We start from the raw sequence: 21612 nt of genomic DNA, 5'->3' as shown, positions 1-21612 counted from the left end.
TCCCCTCGACCGGCGCGTGGAAGCATGGTGCCATCCCAACTGGACGCTATGTGACCGAGTGCCCACGAACAGCCCCAGATGGGGGCTTAGTGATCAAAAAAGAAGCCCCTTACGAGGCACTTTCCCGCACCCGGCATGATGGCGGCATGCGAGCTGTGGTGCAGAGAGTGGACGGCGCGAGCGTCGTCGTGGACGGCGAGACGGTCGGGGAGATCACCGGCGAGGGGCTGTGCGTCCTGGTCGGGGTCACGCACGAGGACACCGAGGAGAAGGCGGCCCAACTCGCCCGCAAGCTCTGGTCGATCCGGATGCTGCACGAGGAGAAGTCCTGCAGCGACATCGACGCCCCGCTCCTCGTCATCAGCCAGTTCACCCTCTACGGTGACGCCCGCAAGGGCCGCCGCCCCACCTGGAACGCCGCCGCCCCCGGCGACGTGGCCGAGCCGCTCGTCGACGAGGTCGTCGCGCAACTGCGCGCGCTGGGCGCGACGGTGGCGACGGGCCGGTTCGGCGCCCGGATGCGGGTGGGGCTCACCAACGACGGCCCGTTCACGGTGCTGATCGAGATCTGATCACCAGGAGGAGAGCCACCGCGAGCCGCGGTCACGGCGCCCGCCTCAGGGCTCGACCACGACCTCCTGCGCCGCCGCCGTTTCCCCCGCCACCAGCCGAGCGTCCACCGGCACGTTCCGCTTCACCAGCGCGAGGGCCACCGGGCCCAGCTCGTGGTGGCGTACCGACGTGGTGATGAAGCCGATCTTGCGGCCGTCGGGGCCCTCGTCGGCGAGCCGGATCTCGGTGCCGGGGGCCGGCAGATGGACCTCGCTGCCGTCCAGGTGCAGGAAGACCAGCCGACGGGGCGGCTTGCCGAGGTTCTGCACCCGGGCGACCGTCTCCTGACCGCGGTAGCAGCCCTTCTGCAGATGCACCGCGGAGCCGATCCAGCCCAGCTCGTGCGGGATGGTGCGGTGGTCGGTCTCGAAGCCGAGACGCGGGCGGTGCTGCTCGACCCGCAGCGCCTCGTGCGCCAGGAGCCCGGCCGCCGGGCCCGCCTTCGCGGCGTACGACTCCAGGTCCGCGCGGGGGAGGAAGAGATCACGGCCGTACGCCGTCTCGCGCACGACGACGCCCTCGGGCACCTCGGCGATCGACCCCGCGGGCAGGTGCACCACCGCGAAGTCGGCCGTGCGGTCGGCGACCTCGACCCGGTAGAAGAACTTCATCGACTCCAGGTACGCGATCAGCGCGTCCTGGGTGCCCGGCTCGACATGGGCCCAGACCGTCGTGCCGTCGTCCACCAGGTACAGCGCGTGCTCGACGTGGCCGTGCGCGGAGAGGATCAGCGCCTCGGTGGCCTCACCCGCAGGCAGGTCGCTGACGTGCTGGGTGAGCAGCAGGTGCAGCCAGCTCAGCCGGTCCTCGCCCGAGACGGTCACGACGCCGCGGTGCGAGAGGTCGACGAAACCGGTGCCCTCGGCGAGGGCGCGCTGCTCACGGAACAGATCGCCGTAGTGGGCGGCGACGCCTTCGTCCACGCCCTCGGCGGGCACGGCGCCGGGCAGGGTCAGCAGGGGGCTCTTCATACGACTAAGCCTACGACTCGGTAGTTGAACTCTTCAGCGCGCAGTCCTCGCACCGACCGAAGATCGCGAAGTGCTTCATGTCGGTGTCGAAGCCGAAGGTCTGGCGCAGTTTCGCCGTGAACTCGGCGGCCACCGACAGATCGGCCTCGATCACGTTCGAGCAGTCCCGGCAGACGAGGTGGATGTGGTGGTGCCGGTCCGCCAGGTGATACGTCGGCGCGCCGTGCCCGAGGTGGGCATGGCTGACCAGCCCCAGCTCCTCCAACAGCTCCAGAGTGCGGTAGACGGTGGAAATGTTGACCCCCGACGCCGTCTTCTTCACTTCCGTGAGGATGTCGTCGGGGGTCGCGTGCTCAAGGGTGTCCACGGCTTCGAGCACGAGTTGCCGCTGCGGCGTCAGCCGGTAGCCGCGCTGCCTGAGGTCGCTCTTCCAGTCGGTGCTCACCACACCGGAAAGTCTAGAGCCATTCGAACGGCTGCCTAAGCGGACGCCGGACTACTTGAAGAACGCGATGCCGTCGTCCGGCAGGTCGTCCGGGAGGGCCTTGGCCCAGCGCTCGACCTCCTCCGGGGTGACGACCTTCTTCAGGTGGGCCGACATGTAGGGGCGCAGCTCGACCTCCGGGGTCTGCTTCTCGCCGACCCACATCAGGTCGCTGTTGACGTAGCCGTACAGCCGCTTGCCCCCGGTGTAGGGGCCGGAGGCGGCGGTCCGCGCCACGGCGTCCGTGACCAGGTCGATCTGCGGCTTCTTGTCGGCGAGCTCGCCGTACCAGACCTCGACGACGCCGTCGTCGCGGACCATCGTCACCTCGACCTTGCGCTCGGCGTCGACACGCCAGAAGCCGTGCTCGGACTCCAGCGGCCGCACCTTGTTGCCGTCGTTGTCGAGCACCCAGGTGTGGGACCGGTACTCCAGGAAGTCCCGGCCGTCGTGCGTGAAGGCGACCTCCTGACCGAAGTTGCACTTCTCGGAACCGGGGAAGTCGTGCACGCCCGCGCCCGCCCAGTTGCCGAGCAGGAAGACGAGCGGGACAAGGTCCTTGTGGAGGTCGGACGGGATCTCGATCATGAGCAGCTCAGAAGTCTCGTACGTCGGTGATGGCGGTCAGCGCTGGCCCTGGTACAGCTTCTTCACGGCCAGCCCGGTGAAGGCGAGGACGCCGACGCAGACCAGGACCAGCAGGGCTTCGAAGAAGATCTCCACGGGGTGCTCCTCGATTGAGCGGAGGGATTGCGGTACGTGCACAGGGCCGGGCCCCAGCTTACGCGGCCGGGGCCCGGCCCTCCGTGTGAGGTACGCCCTCGCGGGGTCAGCCCAGCAGCTGGCTCTGCAGGGTCACCGTCTGCTGGAAGGGCACGGCCTTCGCGGTGCCCTTGCGGGACTGGATGACGACGGCGAGGACGTCACCGGCGGACAGGTACGCCTGGCGGACCTGTTCGGCGCCGTACGGCTCGGACTCGGTGAAGGCGAGGCGGGGGAACTCACCCGGCCAGGGCACCTCCGCGAAGGCGTTGTCCATGACCGAGGCATCGGTGCCGCGCACCTTGTACGTCGGTCCGCTGTACGGGGCGATGTCGCCGACCAGCTCGTCCACCATGGCGGCGGTGTCGAAGTGGAGCAGGTAGACACGGGAGTGCGTGCCGTCCTGGGTGGTCCAGCCGCGGGCGGCGATGTGGCGCAGGCCGCTGTCGACGAGCTTCTGCCGCAGTTCCTCGCGCTCGTCCTGCACGGTGTACTCCGCCAGGAAGCCCTTGGTGTCCAGCCAGCCGTCCTCACCCCGCAACGCGGGATCCTCCTCGGCCCCCGCGGGCGCGGGCAGCACCAGGGCGCGCAGGTCGGCGTAGTGGGCCTCGGCCTTGTTCTCCGCGGCGAAGGGCTGCGGGCTGCCGGACGGCAGCGGCGGCTTGCGCAGCGTCGGGAAGTCCCACCGTCCGTCCGACTCGGTCCGCAGCCCCGGCACATCGGTCCGTTCCATCCCGGCGATCCCGTACGCCGTCCCGGCCCCGACGGCCGCGAAGACGACGACGGCAGCGGTCCACCGCAGCGCGGCGCGCAGGACACGGCGGTCCTTCCTGGCGGGCGCGGGCGGGAGGAGCGGCGGCTGAACGAGGGGCTGAACGGGGGGCTGAACGGGGAGGGGCGGGGTCGCGGCGTACCCGGACGCGTCGGCCGGACGCGGGGCCCGGTCCACCGCGTCATCCACCCGCTCCGCGTCGGCCGCGGGCTGGGGCGTCGGTGCGGGAGCCGCGGAAGGCGCGGGAGCCACGGGCGCCACGGAAGGCGCGGATGCCACGGAAGGCGCGGAAGGCGCGGAAGGCGCGGGAGCCGCGGAAGGCCCGGGAGCCGCTGAAGGCCCGGGAGCCGCGGACGCCGCGGGCGAGGCCGGGGCGGCCGGTGCCGGCGGCTCCGGTGCCGCGGCGGGCGCCCCCACCACCGTCGGCTCCGGCGCCGGACCAGCCTGCTCGGTGCTCTGTGACCGGTGCTCGCTCATACCGCCTCCCCCGGCTCGGCGATGCGGTCGAGCTGGGTGCTCAGCAGCATCGCGACTCCCTTGCTGTCGAGTGGCCTGACGCCGTCCGCCGAGGCGGTGACCAGGACGTCACCGACGTAGGCGGAGCAGAACATGCTGTCGATGCCCTCGGTGACCTCCTTGGGCGCCAGGAAGCACTTGGCGTTCTTGTGGCCCTTGACCACGGGGCCCTCGCGGAAGAAGTCCAGGGCGTCGAGGAACCCGCTCTGGAACGTCGCCATGTCCCGCACGGCCGCCCGGTTCTCCATCTGGCTGAGGACGATGCTCACGGAGTAGATGCCGGCGGCGGCGTCCTGGGTGAGCCCGCTGCCGTTCGCGCTGAAGTAGCTCCGCATCGCCATGCCCTTGATGCGCAGCCGGTTCGACTGCTTCTCCAGCTGCCGCCGCTGCGAGCGGGGCAGGTCGCGCAGCGACTCCTTGTTCAGGGCCGTCGCCTCGGCCCCGGTGAGCCGCGCGTCCGAGCCGAACCGGCCGTGGTCCGGACCCCGCACCCAGCCGTCGGTGCCGTACGGCACGAGCATCCCGGCCAGCCCCGTGGCGCTCGGCGCCTTCTCGTCGGGCCGGTCCGCGGGGAACTTCCACACCGGCGCTCCCGCGTCCCGGTCGGCGTCCCGCACCGTCACGACGGTGTACCCGACCCCGGCGACGACCGCGCCGACCAGCAGGACCGCCCCGGCGACGGCACCGATACGGCCCGGGCGCAGCTTCCTGCGCCTCTCGGCGGGCGGTACGGCCGACGGCTCGCCCCCGGAGCCGAGCACGTCGATGGCACCCGTCTCGTTCTCGCTCACAGCCGCTCCATCTGCCGCTCGGCCAGACTCATGATCGTCTTCTTGGCGATCGGCTTCGTGTCGAAGGCGAAGACCTGCATCGCGACGTCACCGCGCCACGCGAACGCCTGCGCCGAGTACAGCGGCCTGTATCCGGGCTCGGAGCGGGGCTCGGAGGAGGCGTAGGCCATACCGTCCCCGGTGCCGGGAACGGCCCAGCTGTCGGGGTCCTCGGCCTCCGCCCAGTACTGGTTGTCCTGGGTGATGTCGGCGGCCGCGGTGGACTCCTCCTGCCGGAACTGCACCAGCCGGATCTCCACCGCGAGGTCGCCGGTCTTCCAGCCGACCACCGCCATGCGCCGGAACTCGTCGCTGACCAGCTCCGGGTAGGCGGCGTCCGGCTGTTCGAACGTACGCGCGTGATCGGCCAGGTCCACCCAGCCGTCGGCGGTTCTCAGCCACTCGGCGCTCTTCGCCCCGCGCGGCTTCTTCAGCAGCAGCTTGCGCAGGTCGCCGTCGGTCCGTACGTGGCGATCCCGCGCGGCCGACAGCGGCTCGGGTGCCGCGCCCTCGGCCTGCGTCAGCTTCGGCTGCGACAGCGAGGGCAGCCTGGTGGGCTCGCGGTCCGCCTGGATCAGGTAACCGGCACACGTCCCGGCCACCAGCCCCAGCACCGCGGCACCGGCGATCAGCATCGCCGTACGCCCACGCCGCCGCGCTAGGGGCGGCGGTCCGAAAGCGGCTGACGCGAGCGGTGCCACCGGCGCGTCGACCGCCTCCCGTATCTCTTCGGGTCCTTCCACAACGCCCCCACCCAACATGAAGCCCGTATTCCGTATGCGTGCGCACAGGAGACCCACGGCTTGCACCCTGGGTTGTAGGGGAGTTGATTACGATTCAGCCATGGCGAAGAAGCTGGTGATCAAGGTGACGGCGGGGGCCGATGCTCCCGAACGCTGCTCGCAGGCCTTCACGGTGGCGGCGGTGGCCGTCGCCAGCGGCGTGGACGTGTCGCTGTGGCTGACCGGCGAGTCCGCCTGGTTCGCGCTGCCGGGCAAGGCCGCCGAGTTCGAACTCCCGCACGCGGCCCCGCTGCCCGACCTGCTCGACTCGCTCCTGGCCGGGGGCCGCGTCACCCTGTGCACCCAGTGCGCGGCCCGCCGGGACATCACGGAGAAGGACGTCATCGAGGGCGTACGGATCGCCGGGGCGCAGGTCTTCGTGCAGGAGGCCCTGGGTGACGGGGCTCAGGCGCTGGTCTACTAGGCCGTGTCCGGCCTGGGGCCGGTCGTCGCGCCCGGGCTACCGGACCCGTACCCCGCGCCGGCCCCTCCCCCGCGTCTGCGTGCCGACGCTCACCGCGGGCCCTTCCTGCCGTCCAGCTCGTCCCACCACTCGTCGGACTGGGGATCGCCCGAGGGGTCGTCCCACCAGCGGTCCTCGGGGCCGCGGCGGTTGGCGACCATCGCCGCGAGGGGCGGGATGACCATGGCGACCACGCACATGCCCACGGCCACCGGCACCGACCACAGACGTACGACGCCCCAGGCCGCGACGAAGAGCGTGAGGCACGTCCCCATCATGGCGAAGTAGAGGTGACGCCGGCGCGCGTACATGCCTCCAGGGTAGGTCTGTGCACGCCAAAGGGGCCGCACCTCGGGCGTCCAACCCATGAGGTGCGGCCCCTCGGCCGTCACGTGCGCTCGGCGATCAGACCGCGATCGCGACCTCCGCCAGGCCGCCCTTCTCGGCGACGACGGTGCGGTCGGCGGTGCCGCCCGGGACCAGAGCGCGCACGGTCCAGGTGCCCTCGGCCGCGTAGAAGCGGAACTGGCCCGTGGCGGAGGTGGGGACCTCCGCGGTGAACTCGCCGGTCGAGTCCAGCAGACGGACGTAGCCCGTCACCGGCTCGCCGTCGCGGGTCACCTGACCCTGGATGGTGGTCTCACCGGGCTTGATCGTCGAGGCGTCGGGGCCGCCGGCCTTCGCTCCACACATGTCTTTCTCCAGAAGGGGTCTGACCGGAAGGAAGGCCGGTCGGGGGTTTTCGGGACGTGTCGCTTACTTGTTGGCGCCGAGCTCGATCGGAACACCGACGAGCGAGCCGTACTCGGTCCAGGAGCCGTCGTAGTTCTTGACGTTCTCCACACCGAGCAGCTCGTGCAGCACGAACCACGTCAGCGCGGAGCGCTCACCGATGCGGCAGTAGGCGATGGTGTCCTTCGCCAGGTCCACCTGCTCCTCGGCGTAGAGCTCCTTGAGCTCGTCGTCCGACTTGAAGGTGCCGTCGTCGTTGGCGTTCTTCGACCACGGGATGTTGCGGGCGGACGGGACGTGGCCCGGACGCTGGGACTGCTCCTGCGGCAGGTGGGCCGGGGCGAGCAGCTTGCCGGAGAACTCGTCGGGGGACCGGACGTCCACCAGGTTCTGCGCACCGATGGCGGCCACGACGTCGTCGCGGAAGGCACGGATCGACGTGTCCTGCGGCTTGGCCTTGTAGTCGGTCTTCGGGCGCTCCGGCACCTCGTCACCGGCGACCAGCTCGCGGGCGTCGAGCTCCCACTTCTTGCGGCCACCGTCGAGGAGCTTGACGTTCTCGTGGCCGTAGAGCTTGAAGTACCAGTAGGCGTAGGACGCGAACCAGTTGTTGTTGCCGCCGTACAGGATCACCAGCGTGTCGTTGGCGATGCCCTTCTCCGACAGCAGCTTCTCGAAGCCTGCCTGGTCGACGAAGTCACGGCGGACCGGGTCCTGCAGGTCCTTGGTCCAGTCGATGCGGATCGCGTTCTTGATGTGGTTCTTCTCGTAGGCGGACGTGTCCTCGTCCACCTCCACGATCGCGATGTTCTCGTCGTCGAGGTGCTCCTGAAGCCAGTCGGCGTCTACCAGGACGTCGCTGCGGCTCATGCTCTTTCTCCTCCGGGGCAGTTACGGCGGGGCGTGCGTGTAGGCGGGGTGCGGTTCGCCACCGGCGATCGGGCCGGGGTGCGCGCACGGGTGCCCTGGGCAGGGCGGCTGGGATGCGGGCGCCGGGCTACGCCGGACGCGTCCGCTCAGAAGGTGCGACAGAGCATGGCGGCAACGCGGCACAGGTCTACTGCCCGCCGCTTCGTGAGATCCGCCTGTCGCTTCATGGCCTCGATCGTAGGGACGGACATGCGAGCGTGTCACCGGCGTGTCGCATGTTGAGACAGGATCGTCCGCCATTCGGGAATGGATCACTGTCGGGGCCGTCCGCGCCCGGCCCGTCGGCCGGTGTATCGGCGGTCACATCTACGGTACGGACTGCGCCGTCTCGCCAGTCGGACACCGGCGCCCCGGGGGCCACGGTGACCGCCGCTTCGTCCGGTCCGGTACTACCCGGCGAGGCGGACGTTCGAACCCTTCACCGTGATCTCGACGCCGTTCTTCGCGGCCCGGACCTGGTCGAGCTCGATGCCACCCGGAAGGCCGTCGATCTTCTGCTCGAAGTCGGTGATCGCGCGGGTCCGGGACTCGGCGATGTCCGCACCCGCGAACTTCGGCAGGTTGTCGGCGTTCACCTTCACGGTGTCGCCCTGGGCGGTGACCGAGCTGAGGACGTAGACCGGGTTCGGCAGCTTGTTGCCGAGGACCGTGGCCTCGACGGCCACCTTGATCTTGCCGTTGCCGCCGTCGGAGAGGCCGACGACGTTCGCGGTGACACCGGGGGCGACCTGGGTGGGCTCGGACTTGGCGGCCTTCAGCAGCTCGGCGTAGGTCACGGACGCGCTGCCGGTTGCGGTGGCGGCGGTGGCGGAGCTGTAGTCGCCGGAGAACTCGACGCCCTTCATGTTCGCCGTGAGGTCGTCGATCCGGATCGTCCTGCCCTCGGCGCCGGCGCTCGCCTCGTAGTCCTTGATGCCGACCTCGACGTCGTCCAGCGTGCCGCTAGCGACCTGCGTCAGGAAGGGGAAGCCCTTGATGGACACGTCGGGGGTGGCGGTGAGGTTCTCGCTGGCCTGGAGCTTGCCGGCCGCTTCGTCCTCGGCGAATCCGACGGCGAGCCGGTCGGCCAGCACGAACAGGCCGCCGAGTATCACGACGAGGATCAGCAGTATCCGAAGGGCGCGCATGTTGTGGTGTTCCCCCCACCTCGGCGGTCATCAAGGACGCGGTCGCTGACGACCGGGTGGCCGTCAAGCGCGAGGGTAACCCTGGGGCAAGGGGGGACCACCGAATTGTCGATCACCTGTGACAGGGACGACCGTAACGAGCCAGAACCCGGCTCAGACCAACGCCCGCCCCAGCAGGTACACCGCAGGCGCCGCGCACGCCAGCGGCAGGGCGACTCCGGCCGTGAAGTGGACGAAACGGGACGGGTAGTCGTAGCTCGCCACCCGGTGCCCGATCAGGGCGCACACCGCGGCTCCCGCGCCGAGCAGCGCCCCGCTCGCCCCGACGCCCGTCATCGCGCCTCCGGCGACCCCGGCTCCGGCCGCCGCGAGCAGCGCGACCACCACGGAGGCCGGCGTCGGCAGCGGCAGTGCCCGCGCCAGGACCGAGACCGCCACCGCGAACGCGCCCACGATCGCCGCGTCCGCCTCCGCCGCGAGGTACCCGGCCGCGACGATGGACAGCGCCGCCGAGGCGACCGTCGCCATCAGGCCGTACATCCGCTCGTCCGGGTCGGCGTGCGAGCGCAGCTGCAGCACCAGGGCGAGCAGCACCCAGACGCCCAGCGTGCCGAGGATCGCCGCCGGCGCGCGGTCCGCCGCCAGCAGCGCCACGTCCGCCGTCAGCGCGCCCGCGAAGGCCAGCGCGATGCCCTGCCGGGCGGGCCACATGCCGTTCAGCCGGAACCAGCCCGCCGCCGTCACCGCCTGCAGGACCACGAGGGGGACGAGCAGCGCGTACGAGCCGACCGCTGCCGCCGCCGCGAGCAGCACTCCCAGCAGTGCCGTGAGCGCGGCCGGCTGCATCCCCGGCTCGATGATCGGGGACCGGCCCTCCAGCCGGGCCCGCTGGGCGTCGGTGACGCGGGGGTTGCCGGCGAGGGTCGCCGGGCCGTATCCGGAACCGTCACCCGGCTCCGCTTCCGGCTCGGGTCCGGTGGCCTGGGGTTGGACGTGGGCCGGCTGGGGCTGAGCCTGCGGCTGCGGCTGGTGGCCCTGGGGCTGGGCATGCGGCTGCGGCTGCGGCTGGTGACCCTGGGGCCGGCCTTGCGGCTGCGGCTGGTGGCCGTGCGGATGAGCCGGGCCGTCCCAGCCCGCTGCCTGATATCCGGGAGCCGGGCCGGTGTGCCCCGCGTCCCCGTACCCGTACACCCCCGCCCCCTGGGAGGGCAGATACGACGTCTCCGCGGCCGCCGCCGGCGTGACCGGTGGCTGCACCTGGGTCTCCCAGGTCTGCCCCTGCCACTGCTGCGTGTGCTGCTGGGCGGCCTGCGGATCGTCGTACGCCTGCTGCCCGGGCCACCCCTGCGGCGCGGGCTGCTGATACGGGTCGTACCCGTCGTACCCCTGATACGGCTGGTCGGTCATCGTCACCCTCCTGCGAACGGCGGGAGCACCTCGACCGTGCCGCCGTCGGCCAGCCGTACCGTCTCATGTGCGCGGGTGCCCACGGGATCGCCGTCGACGAGGAACGAGCATCGCTGCAGGACGCGCACGAGTTCACCGGGGTGTCGCTCGCGGGCGGCGTCCAGCGCATCGGCGAGCGTGGCCGCCTCGAACGGCTCCTCGGCGATCCCGGCCGCGGCCTTCGCGGCGGCCCAGTAGCGCACCGTGACCTTGGGCATCAGGTTCCTCAATCGATCGGCTGTGTACCCCGTCAGGCTAGCCGCCCTGCGCGAGGGCCCAGTCCCCGATCCGGTCCAGCAGTTCCTCGCCGGCCGCGTGCTCGGCGTGCCCCATGCCGGGCTCCAGCCAGAGCTCGCCCTGGTCACCGGCCGCGGCGGCCAGCATCCTGGGGTGGTCGAGGGGGAAGTAGCCGTCCCGGTCGCCGTGCACGATCAGCAGCGGGGTGGGCGCGATGCGCGGCACCGCCTCGACCGGCGACATCGGCACCGGATCCCACTCGCGGTGGTGGATCCGGGTGCGGAATCCGTAGCGGCCCACCAGACGCCCCTCGGGCCGGGTCACCAGCCAGTGCAGGCGGCGCATGTAGGGCGTGCCCCGGTAGTACCAGCGCGCAGGCGCACTCACCGACACCACCGCGTCCGCGTGCGCCCCCGCGTGCTGCTCCTCGCTCCCCGCCGCGTCCGGCCGGTACAGCGCCGCGTGCCGCAGCACCACCGAGCCGCCCATGGAGAAGCCGACGGTCACCACGCGCGCGTGCCCGAGCCCGCGGGCCCAGCGCACCGCCGCCGCCAGGTCCAGCACCTCGCGGTCGCCGACGGTGGAGCGTCCGCCGGAGGCGCCGTGCCCCCGGAAGGAGAAGGTCACGACGGCTCCGTGCCGCGCGAGGGCCCGCGCCACCCTGCGCACATGCGGCCGGTCCACATCGCCGGTGAAGCCGTGGGCGACGACGAACACCGGATCACGGGCGGGTGGACGCGAGGGGTCGTCGGCCTCGTATACGACCGCACCCGGGTCGTATACGGAATCGATGGTCACGCCGTCGTCGGTGTGCAGAAACGTCCGCATAGGTGTACGTCTGGATGTCTCACAGTTCGGACGAACCGTCGATCCTGCCACATGACCTGCCGGAGCATCGCTCATGTCGGCTATTCTGCTGGGCAGAGGACTCGGGCAGCGTAGCCCCCGGGTCCTTTTGTGCTTTCGGAAGCGTTGTATACGACGCGGGAAACCGCAGGTGTACGGGCCTTCGGGATCGCAGAGCAGTTCCGTACCGCAATGTCCTCGCAGGGACCGAGGAGGAACCAGACGTATGAGTTCTCTGCTGCTCCTGACCAATGCCCTCCAGCCGTCGACGGAGGTGCTCCCCGCCCTCGGCCTGCTGCTGCACAACGTGCGCGTGGCCCCGGCCGAAGGCCCCGCACTCGTCGACACCCCGGGCGCCGACGTCATCCTGATCGACGGACGCCGCGACCTCCCGCAGGTCCGCAGCCTGTGCCAGCTCCTGCGCTCGACCGGGCCCGGCTGCCCCCTCGTCCTCGTCGTCACCGAGGGCGGCCTCGCCGCCGTCACCGCCGACTGGGGCATCGACGACGTCCTGCTCGACACCGCGGGTCCCGCCGAGGTGGAGGCGCGGCTGCGGCTCGCCATGGGCCGCCAGCAGATCGTCAACGACGACTCCCCGATGGAGATCCGCAACGGCGACCTGTCGGTGGACGAGGCGACCTACTCCGCCAAGCTCAAGGGACGGGTCCTCGACCTCACCTTCAAGGAGTTCGAGCTCCTGAAGTACCTCGCCCAGCACCCGGGCCGCGTCTTCACGCGCGCGCAGCTCCTGCAGGAGGTGTGGGGCTACGACTACTTCGGTGGCACCCGGACGGTCGACGTGCACGTACGACGGCTGCGGGCGAAGCTCGGCCCCGAGCACGAGTCGCTCATCGGCACCGTCCGGAACGTCGGTTATCGATTCGTTACGCCCGAGAAGGTCGAGCGCGCCGCCGACGAAGCCAAGGCCAAGGCAAGCCGTTCAAAGTCGGACGATGCGGACGAGACGGCGGCCCTGGACGGCGCCGAGGTCCACGCCGAGGCCTAGCGGGGGCTCCGACGGGGCGGGGCCCGCGTTGCTTTCGCACAGCGAAGCCGTGGTCGGGCGCCGGGCAAGCTCCTTCACGCCCTGCCCAGAGCGGGTCCATCCGCGTAGACTCCGCGCGTGGCCAAGGTGACTCGGGATGACGTCGCGCGACTGGCAGGGACCTCCACTGCCGTCGTCAGTTATGTCATCAACAACGGACCCCGGCCGGTCGCCCCGGCCACGCGCGAGCGTGTCCTCGCCGCGATCAAGGAGCTGGGCTACCGTCCGGACCGGGTCGCGCAGGCGATGGCCTCGCGGCGCACGGATCTCATAGGCCTGATCGTGCCGGACGCACGCCAGCCCTTCTTCGGAGAGATGGCGCACGCCGTCGAGTGGGCCGCCGCCGAGCGCGGGAAGATGGTTCTCGTCGGCAACTCCGACTACGTGGGCGAGCGCGAGGTCCACTATCTGCGGGCGTTCCTCGGCATGCGGGTCTCCGGACTCATCCTCGTCTCCCACGCCCTGAACGACCTGGCCGCCGCCGAGATCGAGGCCTGGGACGCCCGGGTCGTGCTGCTGCACGAGCGGCCCGAGGCCATCGACGACGTCGCCGTCGTCACCGACGACCTGGGCGGCGCCCAGCTCGCCGTCCGCCACCTGCTGGAGCACGGGTACGAGTACGTCGCCTGTATGGGCGGCACCGCGGAGACCCCGGCGGTCGGCGACCCGGTCTCCGACCACGTCGAGGGCTGGCGGCGGGCCATGGCCGAGGCCGGGCTCCCCACCGAGGGACGGCTCTTCGAGGCGCCGTACAACCGCTACGACGCGTACCGCATAGCGCTGGACATCCTCTCGGGGCCGGACCGGCCGCCCGCGATCTTCTGCTCCACCGACGACCAGGCGATCGGTGTGTTGCGCGCGGCTCGTGAGCTGCGGATCGACGTGCCCGGGAAGCTGGCCGTCGCCGGGTTCGACGACATCAAGGAAGCGGCGCTGGCGGACCCGCCGCTGACGACCATCGCGTCGGACCGGTCGGCGATGGCCCGGGCCGCGGTGGACCTGGTCCTCGACGACGGGTTGCGCGTCGCGGGCTCCCGGCGGGAGCGGTTGAAGGTGTTCCCGTCGCGGCTCGTGACCCGGCGGTCCTGCGGGTGCGCCTGAGAGCGGCGGGGCTGACGGGGTCGCGGTCCCGACGGCTTTCCTGAGAGCTCTCCGAGGGGCGGCCGCCTGCCGCCGGTGCGGCCTTTACATCGGGCATACGCTCTTCTGCCGGGCTTCTCAGTCAGCACTCAGGAAGCTCTCATGGACGGGCGACAAGCTCATTTCCATGACCGAGAGCTTCCGCCGCAGCGGCGATCACGAGAACCCCTACCAGGGCGCCGAGCAGCACGCCTCCTCCCCCGTCGACCCGGAATGGCCGCCCCCGCCTGCATACCGGCCCTCGGCGCACCAGGCGGGCGGCGGAACGCCCACCACGCTTCTCACCGAGCCCGTCGCCCAGGCGCCGAGGGAGCGACGCCGCAACCGCGGTCCCGTCGCCCTGATCGCCGCCGTGGCGATCGTGGCCGCGGCGATCGGAGGCGGCACGGCGTACGGCATCCAGGAGCTGACCCGCAGCGACACCGTCGCCGGCGCCGGCGCCACGAACACCAACGTCGTCCCCGCCAGCCAGAAGGGCACCGTCGCCGGGGTCGCCAAGGCGGTCGGTCCCAGCATCGTCGAGATCAACGCGGCCTCGAACGCCGGGTCCTCCACCGGCTCCGGCGTGATCATCACCAGTGACGGCGAGATCGTCACCAACAACCACGTCATCGCGGGCGCCTCGCAGATCAAGGTCTCCACCAGCGACGGGAAGTCGTACACCGCCAAGGTCGTCGGCACCGCCAGCAAGAAGGACCTCGCGCTGATCAAACTGGAGAACGCCTCCGGTCTCAAGGCGGCCGGCCTCGGCGACTCCAGCCGGGTGCAGGTCGGCGACCAGGTCGTGGCGATCGGCTCCCCCGAGGGCCTGACCGGCACCGTCACCAGCGGTATCGTCTCGGCCCTCGACCGCGACGTGACCGTCTCCACGGACGAGGGGCAGCAACAGCCGGACGGCGGCTGGCCGTTCGAGTTCGGCGGGCGCCAGTTCAACGGCGACACCGGCTCGGACACCACGACGTACAAGGCCCTGCAGACCGACGCCTCACTGAACCCCGGCAACTCCGGCGGTGCGCTGATCGACATGAACGGCAACATCATCGGCATCAACTCCGCGATGTACTCGCCGGCGGGATCGAGCTCCAGCGACGCCGGCAGCGTCGGCCTCGGCTTCGCCATCCCGATCGACACCGTCAAGTCCGACCTGGCGACGCTGCGGTCGGGGGCGCAGAGCTAGGCCGTGTCCGCAAAGTCCGGCCGAGAAGCCGAGACCGGACATGCGAGGCTGAAGGCGTACAGCCGCCCCTCCCCGTCCCACCACACCCGAGGATCCCGAGCCCATGAGTCCCGCCGACGGCGACCGTGACCCCCAGCGCATCCTGATCGTCGACGACGAGCCGGCCGTGCGTGAAGCACTCCAGCGCAGCCTCGCCTTCGAGGGGTACGACACCGAGGTCGCGGTCGACGGCGCCGACGCCCTGGAGAAGGCGTCGGCCTACCGGCCCGACCTGGTGGTCCTGGACATCCAGATGCCCCGCATGGACGGCCTGACCGCGGCCCGCCGCATCCGGGGCGCCGGCGACACGACCCCGATCCTGATGCTGACGGCCCGCGACACGGTCGGTGACCGCGTCACGGGGCTGGACGCGGGCGCCGACGACTATCTCGTGAAGCCCTTCGAACTGGACGAGCTGTTCGCCCGGGTCCGCGCGCTGCTGCGGCGCAGCTCCTACGCGGCGGCCGGGGCGGGCACGGTGGAGGAGGACGACGCGCTGACCTTCGCCGACCTGCGCATGAACCTCGCCACGCGGGAGGTCACCCGGGGTGGGCGGCCGGTGGAGCTGACCCGTACCGAGTTCACGCTGCTGGAGATGTTCCTGGCGCATCCACGGCAGGTCCTCACCCGGGAGCAGATCCTGAAGGCGGTGTGGGGCTTCGACTTCGAGCCGAGCTCCAATTCCCTGGACGTGTACGTCATGTACCTGCGCCGCAAGACCGAGGCGGGCGGCGAGCCGCGGCTCGTGCACACGGTCCGGGGCGTGGGGTACGTGCTGCGGCAGGGCGGGGCGGAGTGAAGCGTCTGGTGCGCCGGTACCGGTCCCTGCCGATCCGCTCGCGGCTGGCGCTGCTGGTGGCGGCGGCGGTGGCGTTCGCGGTGGCCGCGGTCTCGGTGACGTGCTGGTTCATCGTGCAGGGGAAGCTGTACGAGCAGGTCGACTCCGACCTGAAGGACATGGCGCGCAGGCCCGGAACGGTCACAGCGCTCCTGCAGAGGTGCACCCAGACCCCGCAGGAGAACGCCCAGCTGTTCCCGGGGCGGAACGACTACGTCCAGGCGATCAAGGAGGAGGGCGCTCCCTGCGTCGACCCGAACTCCCCGGGCGCGGTCAAGGTCACCGACTCCGACAAGACCGTGATCAAGAACGCGAAGAGCAGCGAGGGCATGTTCCGCGACGGCACCACCGAGGGCGGCGACGCCGTACGGGTGCTGACCGTGTACCTGGGCGTCGACCAGGCCGATTCACGAGGGGTCGCCCTGCAGCTCGCGACCCCTCTGAAGGGCACCCACGCCACCCTCAACGAACTGGCCCTGATCCTCCTCCTCGTCTCCGGCGTGGGAGTACTCGGCGCCGGAGCCGCCGGCCTCGCCGTCGCCCGCGCCGGACTGCGCCCCGTCGACAAGCTCACCGAGGCCGTCGAGCACGTGGCCCGGACCGAGGACCTGAACATCCGCATCCCCGTCGAGGACGACGCCGAGGACGAGGTGGCGCGCCTGTCCCGCTCTTTCAACTCCATGACATCGGCGCTGGCCAGCTCCCACGAGCTCCAACAGCAGCTCATCGCCGACGCGGGCCACGAGCTGCGTACCCCACTGACGTCATTGCGCACCAACATCGAACTCCTCACCCGCAGCGAGGAGACGGGCCGCCCGATCCCCGAAGCCGACCGCAAGGCGCTGCTCGCCTCGGTGAAGGCCCAGATGACCGAACTGGCGGCTCTCATCGGTGGCCTGCAGGAACTGTCCCGTTCGGAGGGCCAGCGCGGTGAGCGCGTCCAGGTGATCTCGCTGGAGGACACGGTGGAGTCGGCGCTGCGCCGAGCCCGCCTGCGCGGCCCGGAACTGACGATCACGGCCGACCTCCGGCCCTGGTACGTCCGCGCGGAACCGGCGGCGCTGGAGCGCGCGGTGGTCAACGTTCTCGACAACGCGGTGAAGTTCAGCCCTGAGGGCGGCACGATCGAGGTCGCCCTGCACGACGGCGTCCTCACCGTCCGCGACCACGGCCCCGGCATCCCCGCCGACGAACTCCCCTACGTCTTCGACCGCTTCTGGCGTTCACCGAGCGCGCGGGCGTTGCCGGGGTCGGGACTGGGTCTGTCGATCGTGGCCCGGACCGTCGAGCAGGCCGGCGGCCAGGTCACCCTGGAGCGCGCGGAGGGCGGCGGCACGGTGGCGACCGTACGGCTGCCGGGGGCGCCTACGGCTCCGCCGGAAATTCCGTAGCGGCGGTCACGCGGGGCCCTTCATGTGACGAGACCGTAGGACAAACGGAAGAACAGGACCTTCTCCGGATCGTCGGTCACCTCGCCGATGCCGTTGCCTTCCGCGTAGGCAACAGGGTCACCGGTCCGCTGCCAGAACAGCCGGAGGTGGCTGTCCATGAGGTCGTGCACACCCCTTCCGCAGTCAGCGGCAACCCGTTGCTCGGGCCCTTCCCCTGAGCCCCGGGCGCAGCCGGAAGAGTCAAGGCGGGCGCGGGAAAACACCAAGAGGGTGCCAACGCTCGATCATGAGTTCTCCGCGCCCGGCCATGATTCGGCAACGTGAACGCCAGTCCGCTTTGTCGAGCGTACGTTCCAGTTCGTGAACTCCGACAGATCCGCCGGCCCCGAGCCGGCCGCCTCCGCCTCCGCCTCCGCTCACAAGCGGTTCGCCTTCCCCTCGCTCGCCCGCCGCGCACTGCTGCGGGCCGGGCTGACCGGGGCAGCGGCGCTGGGAACCACCGCCGCCCTCGGCTCGGGCTCCGCCGCCGCCGCGCCGGCCACCACGGCCTCCGGCCACCGTCCCAGCACCCCCGCGGAAGCCCTGCGAGCCCTCGCGGCCGGCAACCGGCGCTGGCGCAGCTACCGTGAACGGCACCCCGACGAGTCGCCCGCCGTGCGTCAGGCCCTGACGTCCGGTCAGCACCCCTTCGCCGTCGTACTCGGCTGCATCGACTCCCGTGTCCCTCCGGAGCTGGTCTTCGACCAGGGCCTCGGCGACCTGATGACCGTGCGCTCCGCCGGTGAGGTGCTGGACGAGGCCGTACTGGGCAGCGTCGCCTACGGTGTGCTCGAACTGGACATCCCGCTGGTCGTGGTGCTCGGGCACCAGTCCTGCGGCGCGGTGAAGGCCGCGGTCGCGGCGGACGGGTCGGACGAGCGGCTGCCTGCCCACATCCAGTACATAGCCGACCAGATAGCGCCGAACATAGACCGCAGCAAGGAGGGCGACGCCCGCGTCGACTCGACCATCGACGCCAACGTACGGGCCGTCCACGCCCGCCTCGCCGCGGAACCGCACCTCGCCGCGAAGGTCGCCGCGGGCGAACTGGCCATCGTCGGCGCCCGTTACGAACTGACGACCCAGGGCGTCCACCGCCTGTGCTGACGCCGCGGGGCGAGCGGTACGGCCGTCCTCCCGGACGCTGCCGCACCCGCTCGCCCTGGCGTCCCTCGGCCAGGGACGGCACTCACCTGCCGCCGACGGTGAGCCCCGCGCCCTCCAGGCGCACCCTGATCCCGTCCTCCTCCACCCGCACGTCCCGCAACCGCAGCTCACCGCTCGGCGGTTCGGGCAGGCGGAAGCCCAGGGACAGCTGGTCGGCGAGGACCGGCCGGGTGAGGCGGGGCAGGGCGTCGAGGAGGGCCGGGTCGAAGCCGAGGCGCTTGAGGAGCTCGGGGTGGTCCAGGGCCAGGTCGATGAGGTTGAGCTTCATCGCCCGCTGGGCGAAACGCGGGGTGCCGGTCAGCTCGGTGAGCTTGGCCTCGCTGCGCAGGGCGTCGCGCACCAGTGAGTCGGGCACGCCCAGCCGCCGTACCACGGAGGGGACCGACAGCAGCGCCTTCGCCTTCTCGGTCTCCTTGGCGAGGCGCTCCGCCGACCGCGGGCTCAGGTGCAGCCCCTGGGAGGCGCGGGCGCCGGGGCGGTACGTGGCCAGGTCCCCGATGTCCAGGCGCATGCCGGCGATGTGTGTCGCGATGCCGCGGTCGCCCTCGCGCACGATGCGGGCCTCGGCGCGCAGCCGCAGGTCGTGTCCGGCGACCGGCAGGGTGCCGCGTGCCCGGACGCGGTTGTCGCCCTCGCCGGTGAACGTCACCTGGGAGGCGCCGAGTTCGCGGTTCAGGTCCGCGAACGAGAGCAGGACGTCGCCCTCCAGGTGGGGGACGTCGGCGCCGCGCACCTCGGTCGGGCCGTCGGTGTCCAGACGTACGTCCTTCGCCGTCGCCGTCACCTGGGCGAGCGAGATCCGGTCGGCGGCCACGTCGGGGACGGTGATCCGCACCGAGTCCAGCCGCTCGTCGGCGACTTGGGTGAGGAAGGGGAAGCCGCCGATCTCGACTTCGGGGGCCGCGGTCAGATGCAGCCGGTCCTTGAGGGTGTCCGCGGCTCTGCGCTCGGCGTACAGCAGGGCCCAGCGGTCGCCCAGGGCGAGGAAGGCGGCGAGGACGAGCAGGGCGACCACCGCCTTGAGCGCGAGGGGAAGCCCCGCGAAGCGACCGCGCCGGCGGCGACGGCCGTTGCGGCGGTGGTTGGGCGGGGCCCAGGGGTCGTCCTGGGCCGCCGCCTGGTCCCGCTCGTCCTGCTCGCCTGGTCCGTCGCGCGTGTCCTCGTGGAGGAACTCGTCCAGCGGACCGTCGTCGAGTGCGGCGAGCTCCTCGTATGGGTTTGTGTAGGGATGCGTCGTTATGTGGTGGGGGGAACGCATCGGTCCATCCGACCATGCGCACGCCCCCCACCCGCAACCTCTACCGGGGGTTTGCGATCTAGTTCACGCCGGTTCACACGATCCCGCGTCGAACTACTTCACGACCGTGATCCGGTTCGCCGCCGGCGGCGCGATCGGGTTCGACGCCGAGGAGTTGGCCGTCAGGTACTTCTCCAGCGCCGTCAGGTCGTCGGAGCCGACCAGGTCGTTCGTGCCCTGACCCAGCGTCGGGAAACCGTCGCCGCCGCCCGCGAGGAAGCTGTTCGTGGCGACGCGGTAGGTGGCCGTCGGGTTGACGGCCTCACCGTTCAGCTTGATGGAGTCGGTCACCACCCGGTCCGCCCCCGTCTTCGTCAGGTCCAGCGTGTACGTCAGGCCCGAGGACACCTGGAGGACCTTGGGCGAGGCCGCGTTCGTGCCGCTGACCTGCTCCTTGAGCACCTGGATCAGCTGTGCGCCGGTGAGGTCCTGAAGGTTCACGGTGTTGGAGAACGGCTGCACGGTGAAGCCCTCGGCGTACGTCACCACACCGTCGCCCTCGGCGCCCTTGGCCGCGTAGGTCAGCGGTGCCCGGATGCCACCGGGGTTCATCAGCGCCAGGTCGGTCTCCGGGTCCAGCTCCTTGCCGTGCGCGAGCTGCGCGTCCGCGATCAGGTCGCCCATCGGGGACTCGGTGCCGGTGCTGGGGATGTCGGCGGAGATGTAGCCGATCGCGCGGTTGCCGATGGGCGCCGCGAGGGTGTTCCACCTGCTGATCAGCTCGGTCATGTCGGGCGCCTTGGGGACGTCCCGGGTGACCACGTGGTTCGCCGACTTCACGGCCGTACGGGCGATGTCGCCGGTGAAGCGGTCGTACGTCAGCGTGGTGTCGGTGTAGAGGCGGCCGAAGGACGCGGCCGACGTGACCGTGCGCGGCTTGCCCGACGGGTCGGCGATCGTGCACGCGTACGCGGCGTGCGTGTGGCCGGTGACCAGCGCGTCGACCTGCGGCGTGATGTTCTTGGCGATGTCGACGATCGGACCGGAGATCCCGTCGCCCGCGCCCGGCGCGTCACAGTCGTAGTTGTACGACGTCGAGGCGGGGGCCCCGCCCTCGTGGATGAGGGCGACGATCGACTTCACGCCCTGCTTCTGGAGCACGCGGGCGTACTTGTTGATCGTCTCGACCTCGTCCTTGAACTTCAGGCCCTTGACGCCCTCGGCCGAGACGACGCCCGGGGTGTCCTCCAGGGTCACGCCGATGAAGCCGACCTTGACGTCCTTCTTCTTCCAGACCCAGTAGGGCTTGAGGATCGGCTTGCCGGTCTTCTCGTTCAGGACGTTCGCGGCGAGGTACGGGAAGTCGGCGCCCTCGAACTCCTCGTCCGTGTAGCAGCCGGCCGTCGGGTGGCAGCCGCCCTTCTGCAGGCGGGCCAGTTCCTTGGGGCCCTCGTCGAACTCGTGGTTGCCGACGGAGGTGACGTCCAGGTCGAGCTTGTTCAGCGCCTCGATGGTGGGCTCGTCGTGGAACAGGCCGGAGATCAGCGGGGAGGCGCCGACCATGTCGCCGCCGGCGGCGGTGACGGAGTACTTGTTGCCCTCGCGGGCCTTCCGCAGGTGCGTGGCGAGGTACTCCACGCCGCCCGCGTCGATGGTCTTCGTGGTGCCGTCGTGCTGGTGCTCGGTGACCCGGCCGGACGAGCCGGACGGCGGCTCCAGGTTGCCGTGCAGGTCGTTGAAGGACAGCAGCTGCACGTCCTGGTAGCGGCTGAAGTGGTGGCCGCCGCCGTGCCGGTCCGAGCTCTCCGTCGCCGTCGCCGCCCCGGGGAGGGCGGCGACCAGCGCGCCCGCGGTGGCGAGCGACGCCGCGGTCGCTATCAGCGCGTACGTACGGCGTCTGCGGTGGTTCTGGTGGGATGTGGCTGGCATGCGCCCCCCTGTCGGTCTAGGTGTGACATGGCCCCGTCGGGCGGCAGCCTAGAGTCAACGCGCGTAGCGCGACAGGGGATTCAGGTCACACGTTGATTGC

The 21612-nt window shown here is 71.2% G+C and carries 25 protein-coding genes; 8 read left to right on the top strand and 17 right to left on the bottom strand.

Translation table 11 applies throughout. The features are described from left to right. Window positions 1-146: 146 nt before the first annotated feature. Window positions 147-572: a D-aminoacyl-tRNA deacylase gene (dtd, locus tag ACFYNL_RS25730; RefSeq protein WP_388807351.1), complete on the top strand. Its 426-nt coding sequence runs from the start codon at window positions 147-149 to the stop codon at window positions 570-572. A gap of 45 nt (window positions 573-617) precedes the next feature. Here the strand turns inward: dtd and ACFYNL_RS25725 are convergent, their stop codons facing one another. The 6 genes from ACFYNL_RS25725 to ACFYNL_RS25700 all read right to left on the bottom strand — a co-directional run bounded on the left by ACFYNL_RS25725 (window position 618) and on the right by ACFYNL_RS25700 (window position 5582). Further along, window positions 618-1583, bottom strand: a complete 966-nt coding sequence (locus ACFYNL_RS25725; RefSeq protein ID WP_388807350.1) for a YgfZ/GcvT domain-containing protein — start codon at window positions 1581-1583, stop codon at window positions 618-620. 10 nt (window positions 1584-1593) lie between these two features. Continuing rightward, window positions 1594-2031, bottom strand: a complete 438-nt coding sequence (locus ACFYNL_RS25720) for a transcriptional repressor (RefSeq protein ID WP_019754951.1) — start codon at window positions 2029-2031, stop codon at window positions 1594-1596. Window positions 2032-2079: 48 nt separating this feature from the next. Continuing rightward, a complete protein-coding gene (locus ACFYNL_RS25715) occupies window positions 2080-2655 on the bottom strand; it encodes a heme-binding beta-barrel domain-containing protein (RefSeq protein WP_019754952.1) in 576 nt (191 codons plus the stop codon). Window positions 2656-2896: 241 nt separating this feature from the next. Continuing rightward, complete coding sequence (locus tag ACFYNL_RS25710) at window positions 2897-3853, bottom strand: hypothetical protein (protein ID WP_388807349.1); 957 nt, start codon at window positions 3851-3853, stop codon at window positions 2897-2899. A gap of 221 nt (window positions 3854-4074) precedes the next feature. Continuing rightward, window positions 4075-4908: a hypothetical protein gene (locus ACFYNL_RS25705; RefSeq protein WP_388807348.1), complete on the bottom strand. Its 834-nt coding sequence runs from the start codon at window positions 4906-4908 to the stop codon at window positions 4075-4077. Then, the gene (locus ACFYNL_RS25700; protein WP_388807347.1) at window positions 4905-5582 is read right to left on the bottom strand and encodes a hypothetical protein; all 678 of its coding nucleotides are present in this window, start codon (window positions 5580-5582) and stop codon (window positions 4905-4907) included. Before ACFYNL_RS25700 ends, ACFYNL_RS25705 begins: the two co-directional genes overlap by 4 nt. 208 nt (window positions 5583-5790) lie before the next feature. On the opposite strand from ACFYNL_RS25700, the gene ACFYNL_RS25695 reads away from it, so the two are divergent. Next, window positions 5791-6153: a DsrE family protein gene (locus ACFYNL_RS25695; protein ID WP_388807346.1), complete on the top strand. Its 363-nt coding sequence runs from the start codon at window positions 5791-5793 to the stop codon at window positions 6151-6153. Window positions 6154-6242: 89 nt separating this feature from the next. Here the strand turns inward: ACFYNL_RS25695 and ACFYNL_RS25690 are convergent, their stop codons facing one another. From ACFYNL_RS25690 to ACFYNL_RS25655, 8 genes are all read right to left on the bottom strand, one after another. After that, a complete protein-coding gene (locus ACFYNL_RS25690) occupies window positions 6243-6503 on the bottom strand; it encodes a DUF3099 domain-containing protein (RefSeq protein WP_388807345.1) in 261 nt (86 codons plus the stop codon). 94 nt (window positions 6504-6597) lie between these two features. Next, window positions 6598-6885, bottom strand: coding sequence for a DUF1416 domain-containing protein (locus ACFYNL_RS25685; protein WP_019755963.1), 288 nt, complete (start codon window positions 6883-6885; stop codon window positions 6598-6600). A gap of 63 nt (window positions 6886-6948) precedes the next feature. Next, window positions 6949-7794 carry a sulfurtransferase gene (locus ACFYNL_RS25680; protein ID WP_388807344.1) on the bottom strand — a complete coding sequence of 282 codons (846 nt, stop codon included), beginning with the start codon at window positions 7792-7794 and terminating at the stop codon, window positions 6949-6951. Between the two features lie 146 nt (window positions 7795-7940). Continuing rightward, the gene (locus ACFYNL_RS25675; RefSeq protein ID WP_350310325.1) at window positions 7941-8021 is read right to left on the bottom strand and encodes a putative leader peptide; all 81 of its coding nucleotides are present in this window, start codon (window positions 8019-8021) and stop codon (window positions 7941-7943) included. A gap of 222 nt (window positions 8022-8243) precedes the next feature. Next, on the bottom strand, window positions 8244-8981 hold the full coding sequence (locus ACFYNL_RS25670) for a DUF2993 domain-containing protein (RefSeq protein ID WP_388807343.1): 738 nt from the start codon (window positions 8979-8981) through the stop codon (window positions 8244-8246). Between the two features lie 153 nt (window positions 8982-9134). Beyond that, a complete protein-coding gene (locus ACFYNL_RS25665) occupies window positions 9135-10388 on the bottom strand; it encodes a hypothetical protein (RefSeq protein ID WP_388807342.1) in 1254 nt (417 codons plus the stop codon). Window positions 10389-10390: 2 nt separating this feature from the next. Beyond that, window positions 10391-10645, bottom strand: coding sequence for a MoaD/ThiS family protein (locus ACFYNL_RS25660; protein ID WP_388807341.1), 255 nt, complete (start codon window positions 10643-10645; stop codon window positions 10391-10393). 37 nt (window positions 10646-10682) lie between these two features. Continuing rightward, the gene (locus ACFYNL_RS25655) at window positions 10683-11567 is read right to left on the bottom strand and encodes an alpha/beta hydrolase (RefSeq protein WP_388807340.1); all 885 of its coding nucleotides are present in this window, start codon (window positions 11565-11567) and stop codon (window positions 10683-10685) included. A 169-nt stretch (window positions 11568-11736) separates the two neighbouring features. Here ACFYNL_RS25655 and ACFYNL_RS25650 point away from each other — a divergent pair, with 169 nt between their 5' ends. From ACFYNL_RS25650 to ACFYNL_RS25630, 5 genes are all read left to right on the top strand, one after another. Beyond that, window positions 11737-12516, top strand: a complete 780-nt coding sequence (locus ACFYNL_RS25650; protein WP_388807339.1) for a winged-helix domain-containing protein — start codon at window positions 11737-11739, stop codon at window positions 12514-12516. A 117-nt stretch (window positions 12517-12633) separates the two neighbouring features. Continuing rightward, the gene (locus ACFYNL_RS25645; RefSeq protein ID WP_388807338.1) at window positions 12634-13656 is read left to right on the top strand and encodes a LacI family DNA-binding transcriptional regulator; all 1023 of its coding nucleotides are present in this window, start codon (window positions 12634-12636) and stop codon (window positions 13654-13656) included. Between the two features lie 166 nt (window positions 13657-13822). Beyond that, window positions 13823-14872: a S1C family serine protease gene (locus ACFYNL_RS25640; RefSeq protein WP_388807337.1), complete on the top strand. Its 1050-nt coding sequence runs from the start codon at window positions 13823-13825 to the stop codon at window positions 14870-14872. Between the two features lie 103 nt (window positions 14873-14975). Then, complete coding sequence (locus ACFYNL_RS25635) at window positions 14976-15710, top strand: response regulator transcription factor (protein WP_388807336.1); 735 nt, start codon at window positions 14976-14978, stop codon at window positions 15708-15710. After that, window positions 15707-17140 (top strand): ATP-binding protein, encoded by a 1434-nt coding sequence (locus ACFYNL_RS25630; RefSeq protein WP_388807335.1) that lies wholly within the window; start codon window positions 15707-15709, stop codon window positions 17138-17140. The genes ACFYNL_RS25635 and ACFYNL_RS25630 overlap by 4 nt, the downstream gene beginning before the upstream one ends. Before the next feature lie 20 nt (window positions 17141-17160). Here ACFYNL_RS25630 and ACFYNL_RS25625 read toward each other — a convergent pair whose 3' ends face one another. Beyond that, entirely contained in the window at window positions 17161-17298 is a 138-nt protein-coding gene (locus tag ACFYNL_RS25625; protein WP_388807334.1) for a hypothetical protein, read from the bottom strand. Window positions 17299-17500: 202 nt separating this feature from the next. Between ACFYNL_RS25625 and ACFYNL_RS25620 the strand changes: the two genes are divergently transcribed. Further along, window positions 17501-18286, top strand: coding sequence for a carbonic anhydrase (locus ACFYNL_RS25620; protein WP_388807333.1), 786 nt, complete (start codon window positions 17501-17503; stop codon window positions 18284-18286). Between the two features lie 82 nt (window positions 18287-18368). On the opposite strand, the gene ACFYNL_RS25615 is transcribed toward ACFYNL_RS25620, so the two are convergent. Both ACFYNL_RS25615 and ACFYNL_RS25610 read right to left on the bottom strand, forming a co-directional pair. Next, window positions 18369-19604 carry a DUF2993 domain-containing protein gene (locus tag ACFYNL_RS25615; RefSeq protein ID WP_388807332.1) on the bottom strand — a complete coding sequence of 412 codons (1236 nt, stop codon included), beginning with the start codon at window positions 19602-19604 and terminating at the stop codon, window positions 18369-18371. Window positions 19605-19697: 93 nt separating this feature from the next. Further along, window positions 19698-21512, bottom strand: a complete 1815-nt coding sequence (locus ACFYNL_RS25610) for a bifunctional metallophosphatase/5'-nucleotidase (RefSeq protein WP_388807331.1) — start codon at window positions 21510-21512, stop codon at window positions 19698-19700. Window positions 21513-21612 lie beyond the last annotated feature (100 nt).

The sequence above is a fragment of the Streptomyces sp. NPDC007808 genome (assembly GCF_042868655.1).
In the GTDB taxonomy this organism is placed as follows: Bacteria; Actinomycetota; Actinomycetes; order Streptomycetales; family Streptomycetaceae; genus Streptomyces.
This window is presented reverse-complemented; position numbering and strand designations above follow the sequence as displayed.

What these genes read in the sequence shown, in the direction of transcription:
- ACFYNL_RS25655 (WP_388807340.1), bottom strand. Translation starts at nt 11,567, where the DNA reads ATGAGCGATGCTCCGGCAGGTCATGTGGCAGGATCGACGGTTCGTCCG.
- dtd (WP_388807351.1), top strand. Translation starts at nt 147, where the DNA reads ATGCGAGCTGTGGTGCAGAGAGTGGACGGCGCGAGCGTCGTCGTGGAC.
- ACFYNL_RS25640 (WP_388807337.1), top strand. Translation starts at nt 13,823, where the DNA reads ATGACCGAGAGCTTCCGCCGCAGCGGCGATCACGAGAACCCCTACCAG.
- ACFYNL_RS25695 (WP_388807346.1), top strand. Translation starts at nt 5,791, where the DNA reads ATGGCGAAGAAGCTGGTGATCAAGGTGACGGCGGGGGCCGATGCTCCC.
- ACFYNL_RS25660 (WP_388807341.1), bottom strand. Translation starts at nt 10,645, where the DNA reads ATGCCCAAGGTCACGGTGCGCTACTGGGCCGCCGCGAAGGCCGCGGCC.
- ACFYNL_RS25610 (WP_388807331.1), bottom strand. Translation starts at nt 21,512, where the DNA reads ATGCCAGCCACATCCCACCAGAACCACCGCAGACGCCGTACGTACGCG.
- ACFYNL_RS25665 (WP_388807342.1), bottom strand. Translation starts at nt 10,388, where the DNA reads ATGACCGACCAGCCGTATCAGGGGTACGACGGGTACGACCCGTATCAG.
- ACFYNL_RS25725 (WP_388807350.1), bottom strand. Translation starts at nt 1,583, where the DNA reads ATGAAGAGCCCCCTGCTGACCCTGCCCGGCGCCGTGCCCGCCGAGGGC.
- ACFYNL_RS25675 (WP_350310325.1), bottom strand. Translation starts at nt 8,021, where the DNA reads ATGAAGCGACAGGCGGATCTCACGAAGCGGCGGGCAGTAGACCTGTGC.
- ACFYNL_RS25700 (WP_388807347.1), bottom strand. Translation starts at nt 5,582, where the DNA reads ATGCTGATCGCCGGTGCCGCGGTGCTGGGGCTGGTGGCCGGGACGTGT.
- ACFYNL_RS25715 (WP_019754952.1), bottom strand. Translation starts at nt 2,655, where the DNA reads ATGATCGAGATCCCGTCCGACCTCCACAAGGACCTTGTCCCGCTCGTC.
- ACFYNL_RS25650 (WP_388807339.1), top strand. Translation starts at nt 11,737, where the DNA reads ATGAGTTCTCTGCTGCTCCTGACCAATGCCCTCCAGCCGTCGACGGAG.
- ACFYNL_RS25690 (WP_388807345.1), bottom strand. Translation starts at nt 6,503, where the DNA reads ATGTACGCGCGCCGGCGTCACCTCTACTTCGCCATGATGGGGACGTGC.
- ACFYNL_RS25635 (WP_388807336.1), top strand. Translation starts at nt 14,976, where the DNA reads ATGAGTCCCGCCGACGGCGACCGTGACCCCCAGCGCATCCTGATCGTC.
- ACFYNL_RS25615 (WP_388807332.1), bottom strand. Translation starts at nt 19,604, where the DNA reads ATGCGTTCCCCCCACCACATAACGACGCATCCCTACACAAACCCATAC.
- ACFYNL_RS25670 (WP_388807343.1), bottom strand. Translation starts at nt 8,981, where the DNA reads ATGCGCGCCCTTCGGATACTGCTGATCCTCGTCGTGATACTCGGCGGC.
- ACFYNL_RS25625 (WP_388807334.1), bottom strand. Translation starts at nt 17,298, where the DNA reads ATGGACAGCCACCTCCGGCTGTTCTGGCAGCGGACCGGTGACCCTGTT.
- ACFYNL_RS25685 (WP_019755963.1), bottom strand. Translation starts at nt 6,885, where the DNA reads ATGTGTGGAGCGAAGGCCGGCGGCCCCGACGCCTCGACGATCAAGCCC.
- ACFYNL_RS25680 (WP_388807344.1), bottom strand. Translation starts at nt 7,794, where the DNA reads ATGAGCCGCAGCGACGTCCTGGTAGACGCCGACTGGCTTCAGGAGCAC.